The organism is Streptomyces sp. NPDC059224 (assembly GCF_042754285.1).
Taxonomy (GTDB): domain Bacteria; phylum Actinomycetota; class Actinomycetes; order Streptomycetales; family Streptomycetaceae; genus Streptomyces.
The window spans coordinates 48,038-62,331 of record NZ_JBHZAN010000007.1 but is presented as its reverse complement, the minus strand read 5'-3'; the positions used below and the strand labels follow the sequence as shown (position 1 = coordinate 62,331).

Annotated in this window: 15 protein-coding genes, 1 pseudogene and 1 riboswitch; of the genes and pseudogenes, 9 read left to right on the top strand and 7 right to left on the bottom strand. The window is 71.5% G+C overall.

Annotated features, from left to right (window positions below; genetic code table 11):
- Positions 1-64 precede the first annotated feature (64 nt).
- Positions 65-1,267: a Gfo/Idh/MocA family protein gene (locus ACFXI4_RS09220; protein ID WP_384989070.1), complete on the top strand. Its 1,203-nt coding sequence runs from the start codon at positions 65-67 to the stop codon at positions 1,265-1,267.
- A gap of 28 nt (positions 1,268-1,295) precedes the next feature.
- Here the strand turns inward: ACFXI4_RS09220 and ACFXI4_RS09215 are convergent, their stop codons facing one another.
- Complete coding sequence (locus tag ACFXI4_RS09215; protein WP_362727340.1) at positions 1,296-1,991, bottom strand: L,D-transpeptidase family protein; 696 nt, start codon at positions 1,989-1,991, stop codon at positions 1,296-1,298.
- Positions 1,992-2,132: 141 nt separating this feature from the next.
- On the opposite strand from ACFXI4_RS09215, the gene ACFXI4_RS09210 reads away from it, so the two are divergent.
- Positions 2,133-3,527 carry a pyridoxal phosphate-dependent decarboxylase family protein gene (locus ACFXI4_RS09210; protein ID WP_384989069.1) on the top strand — a complete coding sequence of 465 codons (1,395 nt, stop codon included), beginning with the start codon at positions 2,133-2,135 and terminating at the stop codon, positions 3,525-3,527.
- Here ACFXI4_RS09210 and ACFXI4_RS09205 read toward each other — a convergent pair.
- A complete protein-coding gene (locus tag ACFXI4_RS09205) occupies positions 3,513-4,331 on the bottom strand; it encodes an SDR family NAD(P)-dependent oxidoreductase (RefSeq protein WP_384989068.1) in 819 nt (272 codons plus the stop codon). The two genes, ACFXI4_RS09210 and ACFXI4_RS09205, sit on opposite strands and share 15 nt — an antisense overlap.
- A 49-nt stretch (positions 4,332-4,380) precedes the next feature.
- Here ACFXI4_RS09205 and ACFXI4_RS09200 point away from each other — a divergent pair.
- Positions 4,381-4,910 (top strand): annotated as a pseudogene (locus tag ACFXI4_RS09200) (hypothetical protein).
- Positions 4,911-4,933: 23 nt separating this feature from the next.
- On the opposite strand, the gene ACFXI4_RS09195 reads toward ACFXI4_RS09200, so the two are convergent.
- Together ACFXI4_RS09195 and ACFXI4_RS09190 are read right to left on the bottom strand one after the other, a co-directional pair.
- Positions 4,934-5,563, bottom strand: coding sequence for an MBL fold metallo-hydrolase (locus tag ACFXI4_RS09195; RefSeq protein ID WP_362726693.1), 630 nt, complete (start codon positions 5,561-5,563; stop codon positions 4,934-4,936).
- Positions 5,563-6,651, bottom strand: coding sequence for an S-(hydroxymethyl)mycothiol dehydrogenase (locus ACFXI4_RS09190; protein ID WP_362726695.1), 1,089 nt, complete (start codon positions 6,649-6,651; stop codon positions 5,563-5,565). The genes ACFXI4_RS09195 and ACFXI4_RS09190 overlap by 1 nt, the downstream gene beginning before the upstream one ends.
- Positions 6,652-6,849: 198 nt before the next feature.
- Between ACFXI4_RS09190 and ACFXI4_RS09185 the strand changes: the two genes are divergently transcribed.
- Positions 6,850-8,628 (top strand): ABC transporter ATP-binding protein, encoded by a 1,779-nt coding sequence (locus ACFXI4_RS09185; RefSeq protein WP_384989067.1) that lies wholly within the window; start codon positions 6,850-6,852, stop codon positions 8,626-8,628.
- A gap of 83 nt (positions 8,629-8,711) precedes the next feature.
- Here ACFXI4_RS09185 and ACFXI4_RS09180 read toward each other — a convergent pair whose 3' ends face one another.
- Positions 8,712-9,008, bottom strand: a complete 297-nt coding sequence (locus ACFXI4_RS09180) for a hypothetical protein (protein WP_362726701.1) — start codon at positions 9,006-9,008, stop codon at positions 8,712-8,714.
- Positions 9,009-9,180: 172 nt separating this feature from the next.
- Here ACFXI4_RS09180 and ACFXI4_RS09175 point away from each other — a divergent pair, with 172 nt between their 5' ends.
- The 3 genes from ACFXI4_RS09175 (at position 9,181) to ACFXI4_RS09165 (ending at position 10,675) form a co-directional block, all read left to right on the top strand.
- A complete protein-coding gene (locus tag ACFXI4_RS09175; RefSeq protein ID WP_384989066.1) occupies positions 9,181-9,546 on the top strand; it encodes a nuclear transport factor 2 family protein in 366 nt (121 codons plus the stop codon).
- Positions 9,534-9,701, top strand: coding sequence for a hypothetical protein (locus tag ACFXI4_RS09170; protein ID WP_384989065.1), 168 nt, complete (start codon positions 9,534-9,536; stop codon positions 9,699-9,701). Before ACFXI4_RS09175 ends, ACFXI4_RS09170 begins: the two co-directional genes overlap by 13 nt.
- Before the next feature lie 17 nt (positions 9,702-9,718).
- A riboswitch (ZMP/ZTP riboswitch) is annotated at positions 9,719-9,800 on the top strand.
- 26 nt (positions 9,801-9,826) lie between these two features.
- Complete coding sequence (locus tag ACFXI4_RS09165; protein ID WP_384989064.1) at positions 9,827-10,675, top strand: bifunctional 5,10-methylenetetrahydrofolate dehydrogenase/5,10-methenyltetrahydrofolate cyclohydrolase; 849 nt, start codon at positions 9,827-9,829, stop codon at positions 10,673-10,675.
- Here ACFXI4_RS09165 and ACFXI4_RS09160 read toward each other — a convergent pair whose 3' ends face one another.
- Complete coding sequence (locus tag ACFXI4_RS09160; protein ID WP_384989063.1) at positions 10,676-11,659, bottom strand: CU044_5270 family protein; 984 nt, start codon at positions 11,657-11,659, stop codon at positions 10,676-10,678.
- Positions 11,652-12,194 carry an RNA polymerase sigma factor gene (locus ACFXI4_RS09155; RefSeq protein ID WP_384989062.1) on the bottom strand — a complete coding sequence of 181 codons (543 nt, stop codon included), beginning with the start codon at positions 12,192-12,194 and terminating at the stop codon, positions 11,652-11,654. Before ACFXI4_RS09155 ends, ACFXI4_RS09160 begins: the two co-directional genes overlap by 8 nt.
- Before the next feature lie 105 nt (positions 12,195-12,299).
- Between ACFXI4_RS09155 and ctaD the strand changes: the two genes are divergently transcribed.
- The gene (ctaD, locus tag ACFXI4_RS09150) at positions 12,300-13,907 is read left to right on the top strand and encodes a cytochrome c oxidase subunit I (protein WP_384989061.1); all 1,608 of its coding nucleotides are present in this window, start codon (positions 12,300-12,302) and stop codon (positions 13,905-13,907) included.
- The gene (locus tag ACFXI4_RS09145; RefSeq protein ID WP_384989060.1) at positions 13,904-14,239 is read left to right on the top strand and encodes a hypothetical protein; all 336 of its coding nucleotides are present in this window, start codon (positions 13,904-13,906) and stop codon (positions 14,237-14,239) included. Before ctaD ends, ACFXI4_RS09145 begins: the two co-directional genes overlap by 4 nt.
- The last annotated feature ends 55 nt before the right edge of the window (positions 14,240-14,294 follow it).

Sequence of the window (14,294 nt, the reverse complement as noted above, 5' to 3'; positions counted from 1 at the left end):
GAGGTCCCTCCCGCTTCCTCCCACCCCTTGACGGCGAGATTCTTCCGAAGCAAAAGTAACCACTATGACTTTCTCACTCGGCATCGTCGGCGCCGGCCAGTTCTCCGGCCAGTTCGCCACCCTGTTCCAGGCCCATCCCGGCGTCGGCGACGTGTACGTCACCGACCTGCTGCCCGAGCGGGCGGAGCAGCTCGCCGCCGCCCAGAGCCTGGCGGGGACCTTCCCGTCGTACGAGGCGATGCTGGAGTCGGCGGACGTCGACGCGGTCGCGGTCTTCACCCAGCGCTGGACGCACGGCCCGCTGGTCCTGGCGGGCCTGAACGCGGGCAAGCACGTGTACTCGGCGGTCCCCATGGCGATCACCGCCGAGGAGATCGCGGCGATCATCGACGCGGTCAGGACGACCGGCCTGACGTACATGATGGGCGAGACCAGCCAGTACAACCCGGCCACCGTGCACGCCCGCAACCAGATCGCCGAGGGCGCCTTCGGGCGGCTGTTCTACGCCGAGGGCGACTACGTCCACGACATGGACCTGGGCTTCTACGACGCGTACCGCTACAGCGGCGGCGAGAACTGGAAGGCGACCGCCAGCTATCCCCCGCTGCTCTACCCGACGCACGCGGTGGGCGGGGTGCTCGGCGCCTGGCAGACGCACGCGGTGAGCGTGTCGGCGATCGGGGTGGTGGACGACCGCGGGGACGGTGTCTTCGACAAGGACGTCAGCCAGTTCGGCAACGACGTGTCCAACGCCACCGCGCTGTTCGAGGTCGCGGGCGGCGGTTCGTTCCGTACGAACGAGTTCCGCCGGGTCGGCTACCCGTCACACATCCGGGAATCGCGCTTCCGGTTCTTCGGGACCGAGGCCAGCATGGAGCAGCTGGCGACGGTGGCGCTGTGGCAGGACAAGAAGGGCGTGCAGGACATCAGCGAACTCCTGGAGCCCAAGCCCACCATGTCGCCCGACGACCCCTCGCTCCAGCACATCGCGCCGGAGCTGCGGGCGGCCTTCACCTCCGGTTCGGCACCGGTGCACGACCGGGCCCGGCTGCCGCGGGAGTTCGACACGCTGCACAACGGGCACGAGGGCAGCCACCACTTCCTGGTCGACGACTTCGTGACGGCCGTCAACACGCGCTCCCTGCCGACGGTCAACGCGTGGGTCGCCGCCCGCTACACCCTGCCGGGCATCATCGCGCACGAGTCCGCGCGGCAGGGCGGGGCCAGGCTGGAGATCCCGGACTTCGGGGACGCCCCGGAGAGCTGACCGGGGCGGCGGCCGGGGCCGGGTGCCGTCAGGTGCCCGGCTTGCGGCCGTACACGTAGACGTCGTCGCCGTTCTTCAGGAGCGACCAGTACTTCTTGGCGGTCGCGGTGGTCATGTTGACGCAGCCGTGCGAACCCGGCGGGTTCCACATGCTGAGACCCACCGAGTGGAAGGCCTGGCCGCCGTCGAAGAACTGGCTGTAGGGCATCGGCACGTTGTAGAGCGAGGAGACGTGGTCGATGTCACGCCAGTAGATCTTCTTCAGGCCGGTGCGGGTGACGTATCCCTTGCGGCCGGTACGGACCGGGACCGGGCCGTAGACCAGCTTGTTGCCGTCCTGGATCCAGCTGAGCTGGAGCGTGAGGTTCACGCAGGCGATGCGCCCCTTGTTGGTGGGGCACTTGCCGTCCTTGTTCGGCTTGTTGCCGACGGCCTTCTGCTTGTTCATCAGGTCCATCACGCCCCAGGTGACGGGGCCGGCGTAGCCGATGTCGGGCGTGATGCCGTGCTTGTCCTGGAAGGCCTTGATCGCCTTGCAGTCGGCGGCGGACTGCTTGCCGTCCACCGGCCGGCCGAGGAACTTCTCCACCTGCTTCTGGTACGGCCCCGCCTGGGTGGTGCAGCTCGCGGCCTGCGCCGGAGCGGAGGTGAGCGCCAGCGTGAGCGGCGCCACCAGTCCGGTGACGCCGAGTACGACGGCACCTCGTCTGCGTATGTCCCCCATGTGAAGTCTGTCTCCTTCCTGTGTCCTGCGATCTCGTGGTCCTAGACCGGCCGATCGAGGGCATTGGTTGTAGCACCGGCCAGGCTGTGACGAAACGGTTAACTTCGGCGTCGTCCGCGCGGGCGGCCTAGGCTGCCGTCCATGCACCGCATGCTTGCCGACGATCTCGCCCGGTTCCCCGGACTTCTGCGGTCGGCCCGTGACGTCGCCGTCCGCGCGCTGGCCGGGCTGGACGAGCGGCCGGTGGCCGCGCCCGCCCCGGTACCCGCGCGGGCGGCACTGCCCGAACAGGGGGAGGGCGGAGAGGGCGCGCTGGCCCGGTTCACCGAGCGGTGGGCGCCGGGTCTCTCCGCCTCGGCCGGCCCACGCTACCTCGGTTTCGTCACCGGCGGTGTGACGCCTGCCTCCCTGACCGGCGACTGGCTGACCTCGGCGTACGACCAGAACGCGGCCGGGGCCCTCGGCTCCTGGGGTACCGCCCTGGAGCGCGAGACGGTGGCCTGGCTGGCCGAACTCTTCGGGCTCGGCGAGGCGCACGGCGGGGCGTTCGTGACCGGCGCCACGATGTCCAACACGGTCGGTCTGGCGGTCGCCCGGCAGTGGCTCGGCGAGCGGCTCGGGGTGGACGTCTCCCGGACGGGTTCGGCCGCTCTCGGCCCGGTCGACGTGCTCTCCGGCAGCCCGCACTCCAGTGTCGGCAAGGCGCTGTCGGTGCTCGGCATCGGGCGGGACCGGCTGCGGCCGGTCCCCCTGCTGCCCGGCAACCGGGAGGCGGTGGACGTGAGCGCGCTGGACGCGGCGCTGGACGCGCTGGACGGACGGCCGGCGATCGTCGTCGCCAACGCCGGCACGGTGAACACCGTCGACTTCGACGACCTGCGGGCGATCGCCGCGCTCAGGGAGCGGTACGACTTCTGGCTGCACGTCGACGCCGCGTTCGGCGCCTTCGCCGCCCTCTCCCCCGCCCACGCCCCGCTCGTCGCCGGTCTGGACGCGGCCGACTCGGTCTGCGTGGACCTGCACAAGTGGCTCAACGTCCCCTACGACGCGGCCGTGCAGTTCACCCGCCGCCGCGACCTCCAGGTGGCCGTCTTCCAGAACGAGTCCCCCTATCTGGGGCCGCCCACCGGCGATCCGGACTTCCTGCACCTGACCCCGGAGACCTCCCGCCGGCTGCGGGCGCTGCCTGCCTGGTTCTCCCTGACGGCGTACGGCCGTGCCGGATACCGCGAGATCGTCGAGCGCAACGTCACCGAGGCCCGCCGCCTCGGGGAGGGCGTCGACGCACTCCCGGCCCTGCGCCTGCTCGCCCCGGTCCGGCTCAACGTGGTCTGTTTCACCCTCGCCGAGGACCCCACGCAGGAGCGGGTGGACGCCCTGGCCCGGGCGCTGGCCTCGTCCGGGGAGACGTTCCTCACTTCCACGGTGTACGGCGGGGTGCCGGCACTGCGGGCGGCGTTCAGCAACTGGCGGACCACCGAGGACGACACCCGGCGGGTACTGGCGGCGGTCACGGCGGCGTCAGCCGCTCTGTGAGGCGTGCCGGATCTCCCGGTGCGGCCGCAGCGCCGCGTGGAAACCGCCGTGGACGGCGGTGAGACCGCCGTCGACGCGGAGCGTGGTGCCGGTGATCCAGGCGGCGTCACGGGAGGCGAGGAAGGCGACGGCGGCGGCGACGTCCGCCGGCTCGCCGACCCGGCCGAGAGGGTAGAGCGGCGTGAGGGCGTCGAGTTCGTCCTCCCGGTCCGCCCACGCCGAGGTGCGGACCGTACCCGGCTCCACCAGGTTCACCCGGACCCCGCGCGCGGCCGCGTGCCCGGCGAGGGTGCGGGTCAGCGAGCCGAGGCCGGCCTTGGCGGCGCTGTAGGCGTGATTGCCGAAGTCGGCCCCGGCGTTGACGGAGCCGATGCTGACGACGGCGCCGCGACCCGAGGCGGCCAGGTGCGGCAGGGCGGCCCGGCAGCAGCGGTACACGCCGGTGAGGGTGATGTCGAGGTCGAGATCCCAGCCGTCTTCCGGCTGGTCCTCGAAGAGCGGCACGTCCGGGGTGCAGTGCGCGGCGCAGTTCACCAGCACGTCGAGTCCGCCGAAGGCGGCGGCCGCGCGCTCGACGGCGTCCCTCACGGAGTCCCGGTCGGCCACGTCGCAGCCGAACGCCTCGACCGCCAGACCCTGTTCGCGCAACGCGGCGGCCGTCAGCTCCGCCTCGGCCAGGTCCCGGTCGGCCGCCAGCACCCGTGCGCCCTCCTCGGCCAGCCGCCGGGCCACGGCCGCGCCGATGCCGCGGGCCGCGCCCGTGACGAGAACCCCGTGTCCCGCAAAGCGATTGAGTCCGGTCATGGCACGACCGTACGGGCCGAAGGATCAACAGGACAGACAGCGTGCGGGCATGTCCGCGTTCTTGCAGCAACTCCCGGCTCTGCTGGGCGTCGTGATATCGGCGCCCTCGGTTCGTATCTCGCGGTGGTGCGGGGTGATCGGGTGCGGTTCCGGCGCGAGCAGGAGGCGCGCTGGGACGAGCGCCGGCTGACCGTGTAGTCGGAGTGGGCGCAGGCGTTGAAGAGGACCGTCTCCGTCGACTACCGGGTGGCCGCCCATCTGGGCAACGACCCCCATCCCCGCCCGCTCTCCCCGCAGGAGGCCGAACCCCTGCTTGCCGAAGCCCAGTTGGCCCGTGATCCGCACGGCGAGAAGCTCATCATGCTGGGCAGCCCGGCGGTGGTCGCCAAGGGACAGGAGTGGGTGCTCGCGGTGATGGCGATGGAACGGTTCCTGCGGGAGGAGCGGCGGGATCCCGAGGCGTGGCGGATCCTGCTGGAGCGGCAGCGCGACGGCCGGGACGACGTCTACGCGGCCGTCCGCGAGGACCTGGCGCTGCCGCCCGGTCACCCGGGACGCCTGCCGCTGGCGGAGGCCTGACGGCCTCCGCCGCTTTCCTCGCGTCAGTGGCCGCGGGCGATCCACTCGGCCAGGTGGGGAGCCTCGGCGCCGATGGTGGTCGAATCGCCGTGTCCGGGCAGGACCTTCGTCTCCGGCGGGAGGGTGAGCAGTTTGTCCCGGATGGAGTCAATGATCGTCGGGAAGTGGGAGTAGGACCGCCCGGTCGCGCCCGGGCCGCCGTGGAAGAGGGTGTCACCGGTGAAGACGGTGGCGAGGCCCGGCTCGTACAGGCAGACGGCCCCGGGGGCGTGGCCGGGCGTGTGCAGCACGGTCAGATCGGCGCCGGCCGCCTCGATGACCAGCCCGTCGGAGAGGTGGTTGTCGGGGTCGCGGTCGGGGTGGGTGAGCTTCCACAGCGGCAGGTCGTCGGGGTGCAGCCAGATCTTGGCGCCGGTCAGGTCCGCGAGGGCGGGCGCGGCAGAGATGTGGTCGTTGTGCGCGTGGGTGCACACGATCGCCTTCAGGACCCGGTCCTCGACGGCTTCGGCGATGGCCTCGGCGTCGTGGGCCGCGTCGATGACGATCACCTCGCGTTCGTCGCCGATGATCCAGACGTTGTTCTCGACGTCCCAGGAGCCGCCGTCGAGGGTGAACTGCCCGGCGGTGACGACGCGTTCGATCCGGGTGGTCATCAGAGCACCACCACCGAACGCAGCACGTCGCCCTGGTGCATCCGGTCGAACGCCTTCTCCACCTCGTCGAGCCGGATGGTCTCCGTGACGAAGGCGTCCAGCGGCAGCCGGCCCTGCAGGTGCAGGTCGATCAGCATGGGGAAGTCCCGGCTGGGCAGGCAGTCGCCGTACCAGCTGGACTTGAGTGCGCCGCCGCGGCCGAAGACGTCCAGGAGCGGCAGTTCGAGCTTCATCTCGGGGGTCGGTACGCCGACCAGGACGACCGTCCCGGCGAGGTCGCGGGCGTAGAAGGCCTGCCGGTAGGTCTCGGGGCGGCCGACCGCCTCGATGACGACGTCGGCGCCGAAGCCGCCGGTCAGCTCGCGGATCGCCTCGACGGGATCGTTGGTCCGCGAGTTGACCGTGTGCGTGGCGCCCAGGGTGCGCGCGGTCTCGAGCTTCCGGTCGTCGATGTCGACGGCGATGATCTTCGCGGCGCCCGCCAGCTTCGACCCGGCGATCGCGGCGTCACCGACCCCGCCGCAGCCGATCACGGCGACCGAGTCGCCGCGGCCGACGCTGCCCGTGTTGATCGCGGCACCGATGCCGGCCATCACCCCGCAGCCGAGCAGGCCGGCCACCGCAGGGGAGACGGCCGGGTCGACCTTGGTGCACTGTCCGGCGGCGACCAGCGTCTTCTCGGCGAAGGCTCCGATGCCGAGCGCCGGGGACAGCTCCTGCCCGGTCGAGGCGAGGGTCATCTTCTGCTTCGCGTTGTGGGTGTTGAAGCAGTACCAGGGACGGCCGCGCAGACAGGCCCGGCACTGGCCGCACACCGCACGCCAGTTGAGGATCACGAAGTCTCCGGGCGCCACGTCCGTGACACCCTCGCCGACCGACTCCACGACACCGGCGGCCTCGTGGCCGAGCAGGAACGGGAACTCGTCGTTGATCCCGCCCTGTTTGTAGTGCAGGTCGGTGTGACAGACCCCGCAGGCCTGTACCTGTACGACGGCTTCGCCCGGCCCGGGGTCCGGCACCACGATCGTCTCGACCCGCACCGGCTCGTCCTTGCCCGGTGCGATCACGCCGCGTACTTCCTGCGCCATGGACCTGACCCTTTCGTCGCTCTGCTGACGTGCCTGTATTCCGACCCTACGCGTGACCGCTCGGTAACGGCACGGAGCACGTCGATCATCACGGATCTTTCCCGCCGGTCAGCCGACCGGTGGGGCCCTGTGCCCCACGGTGGCCGATGTGCCCGACGTAGCCTGGGGGCGCCGCCCACCGCCCGGACGAGGAGCACCGTGACCACCGCAGACGCTGTTTCGCCGGGACGGACCGGAGACCGGACGGGTCCGTCCCCGTTCCGGCTGCTCCTCTCCTATGCACGGCCGCACCGCTGGGCCCTGTCGGCCGGTGCGGTGCTCTCGCTGCTGACGGGGGCGACCGGGCTGCTGCTGCCGCTGGTGGCGCGGGGACTGATCGAGGACCTGTCCCACGACCGCTCCGTCTCCGGGAGGTTGCTCGCGATGGCGGGCCTGGTCGTCACCAACACCGTGGTGGGCGCCCTGGGTTCGTACGTGCTGCGGCGTACCGCCGAGTCGGTCGTGCTGGGGGCACGGCGCACCTTGTCGTCGTACCTGCTGCGGCTGCGGATCACCGCCGTGGACCGCACCGAACCCGGGGATCTGATGGCGCGGATCACCTCGGACACCACCCTGCTGCGCGAGGTCACCACGGACTCACTCGTCGCGCTCGGCACCGGCGGGCTCACCCTGGTCGCCACGGTGGTGATGATGGGGGTGGTCGACCCGGTACTGCTGGGTGTCACGCTCGCGGTGATCGCCGGGGCGGGCACGGTCCTCGGCATGATCGTGCCGCGTATCAACCGGGCCGGCCGGCGGGCGCAGGACGCGGTCGGGGTGATGGGAGCCTCACTGGAGCGGGTGCTGGGCGCGCTGCGCACCGTGAAGGCGTCGGGCGCCGAGCACCGCGAGGAACGGGTGCTGCACGAGGCCGCCGAGGAGTCCTGGCGGCAGAGCGTGCGGGCCGCCAAGTGGGCGGCCGTGGCGGGCAACACCGCGGGGCTCGCGATGCAACTGGCGTTCATCACGGTGCTGGCGGTGGGCGGGGCACGGGTGGCGACCGGTGCCATCGGCATCGGCACGCTGGTGGCGTTCCTGCTCTACGTCTTCTACCTGATGTCACCGATCCAGCAGGTCGTCGGCGCCGTCACGCAGTACCAGACCGGCGCCGGCGCGCTCGCCCGGATCCAGGAGGCGCTGCGACTGCCCGCCGAACCGCCGTCCGCGCCCGCCGAGTTGCCGGCCCCCGGCGCCGAGCCGGCGGCCGTCACCTTCACCGCCGTACGGTTCCGCTACGCCGACGACCTGCCCTACGTGCACCACGGCGTGAGCTTCGAGGTACCCGCCCGGGGCATGACGGCGTTCGTCGGTCCGTCCGGAGCGGGGAAGACCACCGTCTTCTCGCTGATCGAGCGCTTCTACGACCCGGAGTCCGGCACGATCACCCTCGACGGCCGCCCGCTCGCCGACTGGGAACTCCCCCTGCTGCGCTCGGCCATCGGATACGTCGAGCAGGACGCGCCCGTCCTGTCCGGGTCGTTGCGGGACAATCTGCTCCTCGGCAATCCGCTGGCCGACGAGGACACGGTGGCACGGGTCCTGAAGACGACCCGGCTGGACCACCTGGTGGCGCGGCTGCCGCAGGGCCTCGGGACACTGGTCGGGCACCGCGGGACCAAGCTGTCCGGCGGCGAGCGGCAACGGATCGCGATCGCCCGGGCGTTGCTGCGCCGGCCCCGGCTGCTGCTGCTGGACGAGGCGACCTCGCAGCTGGACGCGGTGAACGAGGCGGCCCTGCGGGACACCGTCGCCGACGTGGCACGGTCGACCACCGTGCTGGTGGTCGCGCACCGCCTGTCGACGGTGACGACGGCCGACCGGATCGTCGTGATGGACGCGGGCCGGGTCCGCGCGGTGGGCACGCACCGGGAGCTGGTGGCGGCGGACCCGCTGTACGCGGAACTGGCGGCGACGCAGTTCCTGTCCGCCGCGGACTGAGGCCACGGTGGCCGGCCACCGGTCACCGCGTACGACGAAGGGCCGCCCCCGGTGCGGAACGGCCCTCGGGGTGCGGTGCGGGGTCAGGACTCGATGGCCGGCACCAGTCCCGTGGCCGGCGCGGCCATGTCGGTGAGCTGGTGCAGTTCGCCCAGCTTCTGGAGCCCGTTCAGTCCCTGCACCTGCTCCGAGATCCTGGGGATCTCGTCCTGGTGCTCGGCCGGGATGCCGATGCGGGAGACCGAGTCGAGCACGCCGAGCACGGTGGGGTTCCCGGAGTGCGGCGCGCTCGCGTCGGCCGCGTTCGCCAGCGGGGCGGCGAGGCCGGTGACCCCGACGGCGAGGCCGACGGCGGCGACGATACGTCGTGTGGAGATCATGTCTCCAGCAACGGGCTGGGCGCCCGGCCGGTCACGGGCAGCCGGTCCCCCTCACCCGTCAGGCGCAGTGCCCGGCCTGCGCTTGCCGAGCCCGGCAGGGCGGAGGAGGCTCGAAGCAGGGGCCGTCGCGGCCTGCTCCGCATCGGGCCGCGGGCTCCCGCAGGAGGTCACCATGGGCACCGCGACAGGCCCCACGTTCGACACCGACACGCTGCGCCGGGCGATAGAGGGAAACACGGGGAACACCCTGCTGGCGCTCTACACGGACGACGCGGAGATCCGCATCGTCGACCGCACCGACCAGCCCAGCCACCCCAGGGTCCTGCACGGCCGCCGGGACATAGCCGCCCTGCTGGACGACGTCTACGGCCGGGACATGACCCACAGCCTGGACCAGTGCATCGTGCAGGGTGACCGGGCCGCCTACAGCGAGTCCTGCGAGTACGCGGACGGCGTCCGGGTGCTCGCCGAATCGATGGTCACGCTGCGTGATGGCAAGATCGCCGAACAGATCACGATCCAGGCATGGGACGAGTAGCCGCCAGGGCCGCGAGGGTCCAGGTCAGCGCCCGGCTGACCTGGACCTTCTCGGCGCGGGCCGGACTGGGGCACAGCCGCCGAGCCCGGCCGGGCGGGTCCGTCGTCCTGCTGCGCACGCTCCTGCGGGCGGCGCACCGCCGTGGGAAACGCTGAGCGCCTCGGCTACTCTGGGCGCGGGCCGTGACTGGCGCTGAGGTGGAGCACCACCGTGGAGCGGCCCGCACTGTCGAGCCGTGCGCCTGGGCGATCAAGGTCTGACCAGCTCAGGAGTGTGCCGCATGACCCATGCCTCTCTCATGGACGGAACCGCCGTCGCCCGCCGGATCGTCGGGCAGACCGCGCAGCGGGCCGCCGAGTTCACCGCGCGCACCGGCACCACGCCGTGCCTGGCGACCGTGCTGGTCGGCGAGGACCCGGCCTCCGTCACCTACGTCCGGATGAAGCAGAACCGCAGCCGCAAGGCCGGTATCGCCTCCCGGCACGTGGCGCTGCCCGCCACCACGACCACCGCGGAACTCGTCGCCACCCTGCGGGAGTTGTCGGCCGATCCGGCGGTGCACGGCATCCTGCTCCAGCACCCGGTCGGCGAACACATCGACGAGCGGGCCGCGTTCGAGGCGATCGCGCCGGAGAAGGACGTGGACGGCGTGACCTTCGCGTCGTTCGCGACGATGAGCTTCGGCCTGCCGGGCTTCGTCTCCTGCACGCCCGGCGGCATCCTGCGCCTGCTCGACGCGTACGACGTCGACCCGGCCGGGAAGCGGGCGGTGGTCGTCGGCCGCAGCGCGATCCTGGGCAAGCCGGCCGGCATGCTGCTGCTCGCCCGCGACGCCACCGTCACCTACTGTCACTCCCGCACCCGGGACCTGTCGGCGGCGGTGCGGGAGGCGGACATCGTGGTCGCCGCCGTCGGCCGCCCCGGGCTGATCCGGGGCCAGGACATCAAGCCGGGCGCGGTGGTGCTCGACGCCGGCTACAACGCGGGCAACGTGGGTGACGTCGACTTCGACACCGCCGTCGAGCGGGCCTCGCTGATCACGCCGGTACCGGGCGGCGTCGGCCCGATGACCATCGCCGTACTGCTGGAGCAGACCGTCACCGCCGCCGCCCGGCAGCTCGGCGGGTGATCAGCGCATCCAGGCGCTGTATTCCATGACGTCACCGGCCCGTACGCCGTACTCGGGATCGTCCCGGGTGAACGTGGTCTCCAGGCCGAGTACGGCACCGGTGGCCGGATCCAGGATCAGCATCCGCCGGGCGCCCGAGGCCTCGTCGTGGACGTACGCCTGCCCGGTGCGGCCGAGCCGGTCGGTGACCTGGCCGGCCGGGCGCAGGCCCTGGGCGTCGGCGAGGAGTTCGGCGAGGGCGGCCGACTCCCGGGCGCCGAGCGTCCAGTTGTCGAGCAGCTCGCGGGTGGCGTCCAGGAGCTCGGAGGTCGTGAGGGTGCGGGTGTGGCCGTAGACCAGCTCGATGAGGTAGGCGCGCAGCTCCGCCGGGTCGTGCGGGGGTGTGCCGAGCGGCGGCCCGTCGCCCCACATCGGGGGGAAGGTGCGCCGGCTGAGCACGTGGCCGTCCTCGACCAGCCGTGACCGCTCGCCGTCGTCGGTGAGGACCGGGCGGCCGGGGTGGGACGGGTCGGTCGCCACGACCACTTCGGTGTGACTGCCGTCCGCCGCCCATCGCTCCACCCGCTCCTCGGGCAGGGTGACCGGCGGCCTGCCGTCGCTCATGCCGAGGCTCCAGGACTGCACGTGAGTGCCCTGGCGCAGGGCCGGGGAACCGTCCTGGGCCGCCACGGCGGCCAGTTTCGCGACCTCGGCGAGCGGTACCGGCACCGAGTGGACGCGGACGGCCAGCGGCCGGGGCGCGGCGACCGCGGGCGCGCCGGCCGGACCGCCCACCAGCACGGTCACCACGGTGACGACGGCGACGAGGGCCGCGGCGAGCGACCACGCCAGTCGGGGCCTGGTCCGGCGCCGGGGACGCGGGGTCTCGTGCAGCAACCGGGCGAGGTGCCGTTCGGCGGTGTGGTCCAGGGGACCGTCGCCGAAGTGGGGACCCGCGGCGGGTACCGGGTCGGCGGCGCGCAGCAGGTCGAGTTCGTCAGCCATGGCGGTGTTCCTCGGTAAGAGCCTCGACGGCAGGGGGTCGCAGTCGGTCGATCTCGGCTCTGAGCCGGCGACGGGCCCGGTGCAGCCGCATCGCGGCCGCCCTGCTGCCGCAGCCCAGGGCGACCGCGACCTCGTCCACGCCGAGTTCCTCCCACGCGGTCAGCCGCAGCACCTCCTGGTCGGCCGGGGAGAGCCGGCCCAGCGCCTCGTGCACCCAGGAGCCGGGCCGTTCGCTGTCCGGGCCGGCCACGGTGTGGCGTCCGTGGGCGGTCTCGTCGTTGCCCAGCCGGTCCAGCAGCCGGCGCCTGCGCCCGTAGCCGCGTACCGCGTTGGCGAGGCAGTTGCGTGCCACGCCGTACAGCCAGGGCAGCGGGGTCGCCGGGAGGTCTGCGCGGCGCCGCCAGGCCACCGTGAACACCTCCGCCACCACTTCCTCCACCTCGCCGGTCCGCCCGTCCAGTCGCCGTGCGACATAGCGGCTGACCGCCCAGTAGTGCTCGCGATAGGCAGCGGCGAAGATCTCGTCGTTGCTCATGTTCGGTTCTTGTCCGGCACCTTTCCGATCGTCACACCTCTTTCCGTGACGCTCGTCGCATCCCTCGAGTGTGACCGGTGCGCTCCGCCCGGACACAGGCGGGGTATGAGGAACCTCAAGTGGCTCACGACCACGGATCACAAGACGATCGGCACGCTGTACCTGGTCACAGCGTTCTCGTTCTTCTGCGTCGGTGGCGTGATGGCCCTGTTCATGCGCGCGGAGCTGGCCCGGCCGGGCCTGCAGATCATGTCGAACGAGCAGTTCAACCAGGCGTTCACGATGCACGGAACGATCATGCTGCTGATGTTCGCGACCCCGTTGTTCGCGGGCTTCGCGAACTGGATCATGCCGCTGCAGATCGGTGCTCCGGACGTCGCCTTCCCGCGGCTGAACATGTTCGCCTACTGGCTGTACCTGTTCGGCTCCACCATCGCGGTGGGCGGCTTCCTCACCCCGCAGGGCGCCGCCGACTTCGGCTGGTTCGCCTACGCCCCGCTGTCGGACGCGGTCCGCACCCCGGGCATCGGCGCCGACATGTGGATCATGGGTCTGGCCTTCTCCGGCTTCGGCACCATCCTCGGCGCGGTCAACTTCATCACCACGATCATCTGCATGCGCGCCCCCGGCATGACCATGTTCCGCATGCCGATCTTCGTGTGGAACGTGCTGCTGACCGCGGTCCTGGTCCTGCTCGCCTTCCCCGTCCTCGCCGCCGCGCTGTTCGCGCTGGAGGCGGACCGGAAGTTCGGGGCACACGTCTTCGACGCGGCGAACGGCGGAGCCTTGCTCTGGCAGCACCTCTTCTGGTTCTTCGGCCATCCGGAGGTGTACATCATCGCCCTGCCGTTCTTCGGCATCATCTCCGAGGTCATCCCGGTCTTCTCCCGCAAGCCGATGTTCGGCTACATGGGTCTGATCGCGGCGACCATCGCGATCGCCGGTCTGTCCGTGACGGTGTGGGCGCACCACATGTACGTCACCGGCGGTGTGCTGCTGCCGTTCTTCTCCTTCATGACCTTCCTCATCGCGGTCCCGACCGGGGTGAAGTTCTTCAACTGGATCGGCACGATGTGGAGGGGCTCGTTGTCCTTCGAGACACCGATGCTCTGGGCCACCGGCTTCCTGATCACCTTCACCTTCGGCGGGCTGACCGGCGTGATGCTCGCCTCGCCCCCGATCGACTTCCACGTCTCCGACACGTACTTCGTGGTGGCCCACTTCCACTACGTGGTCTTCGGCACGGTCGTCTTCGCGATGTTCGCGGGCTTCCACTTCTGGTGGCCGAAGATGACGGGCAAGATGCTCGACGAGCGGCTCGGCAAGATCACCTTCTGGACGCTGTTCACCGGCTTCCACGGCACCTTCCTGGTCCAGCACTGGCTGGGCGCGGAGGGCATGCAGCGCCGGATCCCCGACTACCTGGCGGTGGAGGGCCTCACCACGCTCAACACGGTCTCGACGATCTTCTCGTTCCTGCTGGGATCATCACTGCTGCCGTTCTTCTACAACGTGTGGAAGACGGCGAAGTACGGCGAGAAGGTCGAGGTGGACGATCCGTGGGGGTACGGGCGTTCCCTGGAGTGGGCTACGTCCTGCCCGCCCCCGCGACACAACTTCGTGTCCCTCCCCCAGATACGGAGCGAATCCCCGGCGTTCGATCTGCACCATCCCGACGTGCCCCTCAGGGAGCGGGAGTTGAGCGCGCGATGACGGCTCGGAAGGAGGAGCGGGCGCTGGTCGCCCAGATCGAGGGACACCTGCTGCTGGCGGCGACGCGCGAGGAGGGCCGCGCGGCGGCTGCCCGCCTGACGGATCGGCTGGGTTGGCTCACGGACACGCAACGGGAGGACCTGGAGTCTCAGGTCGCAGTCGAGTACCTGGCGCTGAGCCGTGCGTCATGGCGCCGCACGGCCGAACGCAGCGTCGAGTTGAGGCGTGAGTACGAGCAGAGGTACCGGATCCTGCGCCGCCGGCTCCTGGCCTGCTCCCTGCTCGCCTGCGCCCTCTGGACGGCGGCGACCGTGATCTCACTGTCGGTCTGAGCGCGGAGGCGCCGCAGAGCGGGCGGAGGGTGGGGTCAACGGGTGGACAGGCGTG

Bases quoted from the DNA above. Each gene is read 5' to 3' on its own strand.
- ACFXI4_RS09220 (WP_384989070.1), top strand. From the start codon at position 65: ATGACTTTCTCACTCGGCATCGTCGGCGCCGGCCAGTTCTCCGGCCAG.
- ACFXI4_RS09215 (WP_362727340.1), bottom strand. From the start codon at position 1,991: ATGGGGGACATACGCAGACGAGGTGCCGTCGTACTCGGCGTCACCGGA.
- ACFXI4_RS09210 (WP_384989069.1), top strand. From the start codon at position 2,133: ATGCACCGCATGCTTGCCGACGATCTCGCCCGGTTCCCCGGACTTCTG.
- ACFXI4_RS09205 (WP_384989068.1), bottom strand. From the start codon at position 4,331: ATGACCGGACTCAATCGCTTTGCGGGACACGGGGTTCTCGTCACGGGC.
- ACFXI4_RS09195 (WP_362726693.1), bottom strand. From the start codon at position 5,563: ATGACCACCCGGATCGAACGCGTCGTCACCGCCGGGCAGTTCACCCTC.
- ACFXI4_RS09190 (WP_362726695.1), bottom strand. From the start codon at position 6,651: ATGGCGCAGGAAGTACGCGGCGTGATCGCACCGGGCAAGGACGAGCCG.
- ACFXI4_RS09180 (WP_362726701.1), bottom strand. From the start codon at position 9,008: ATGATCTCCACACGACGTATCGTCGCCGCCGTCGGCCTCGCCGTCGGG.
- ACFXI4_RS09175 (WP_384989066.1), top strand. From the start codon at position 9,181: ATGGGCACCGCGACAGGCCCCACGTTCGACACCGACACGCTGCGCCGG.
- ACFXI4_RS09170 (WP_384989065.1), top strand. From the start codon at position 9,534: ATGGGACGAGTAGCCGCCAGGGCCGCGAGGGTCCAGGTCAGCGCCCGG.
- ACFXI4_RS09165 (WP_384989064.1), top strand. From the start codon at position 9,827: ATGACCCATGCCTCTCTCATGGACGGAACCGCCGTCGCCCGCCGGATC.
- ACFXI4_RS09160 (WP_384989063.1), bottom strand. From the start codon at position 11,659: ATGGCTGACGAACTCGACCTGCTGCGCGCCGCCGACCCGGTACCCGCC.
- ACFXI4_RS09155 (WP_384989062.1), bottom strand. From the start codon at position 12,194: ATGAGCAACGACGAGATCTTCGCCGCTGCCTATCGCGAGCACTACTGG.
- ctaD (WP_384989061.1), top strand. From the start codon at position 12,300: ATGAGGAACCTCAAGTGGCTCACGACCACGGATCACAAGACGATCGGC.
- ACFXI4_RS09145 (WP_384989060.1), top strand. From the start codon at position 13,904: ATGACGGCTCGGAAGGAGGAGCGGGCGCTGGTCGCCCAGATCGAGGGA.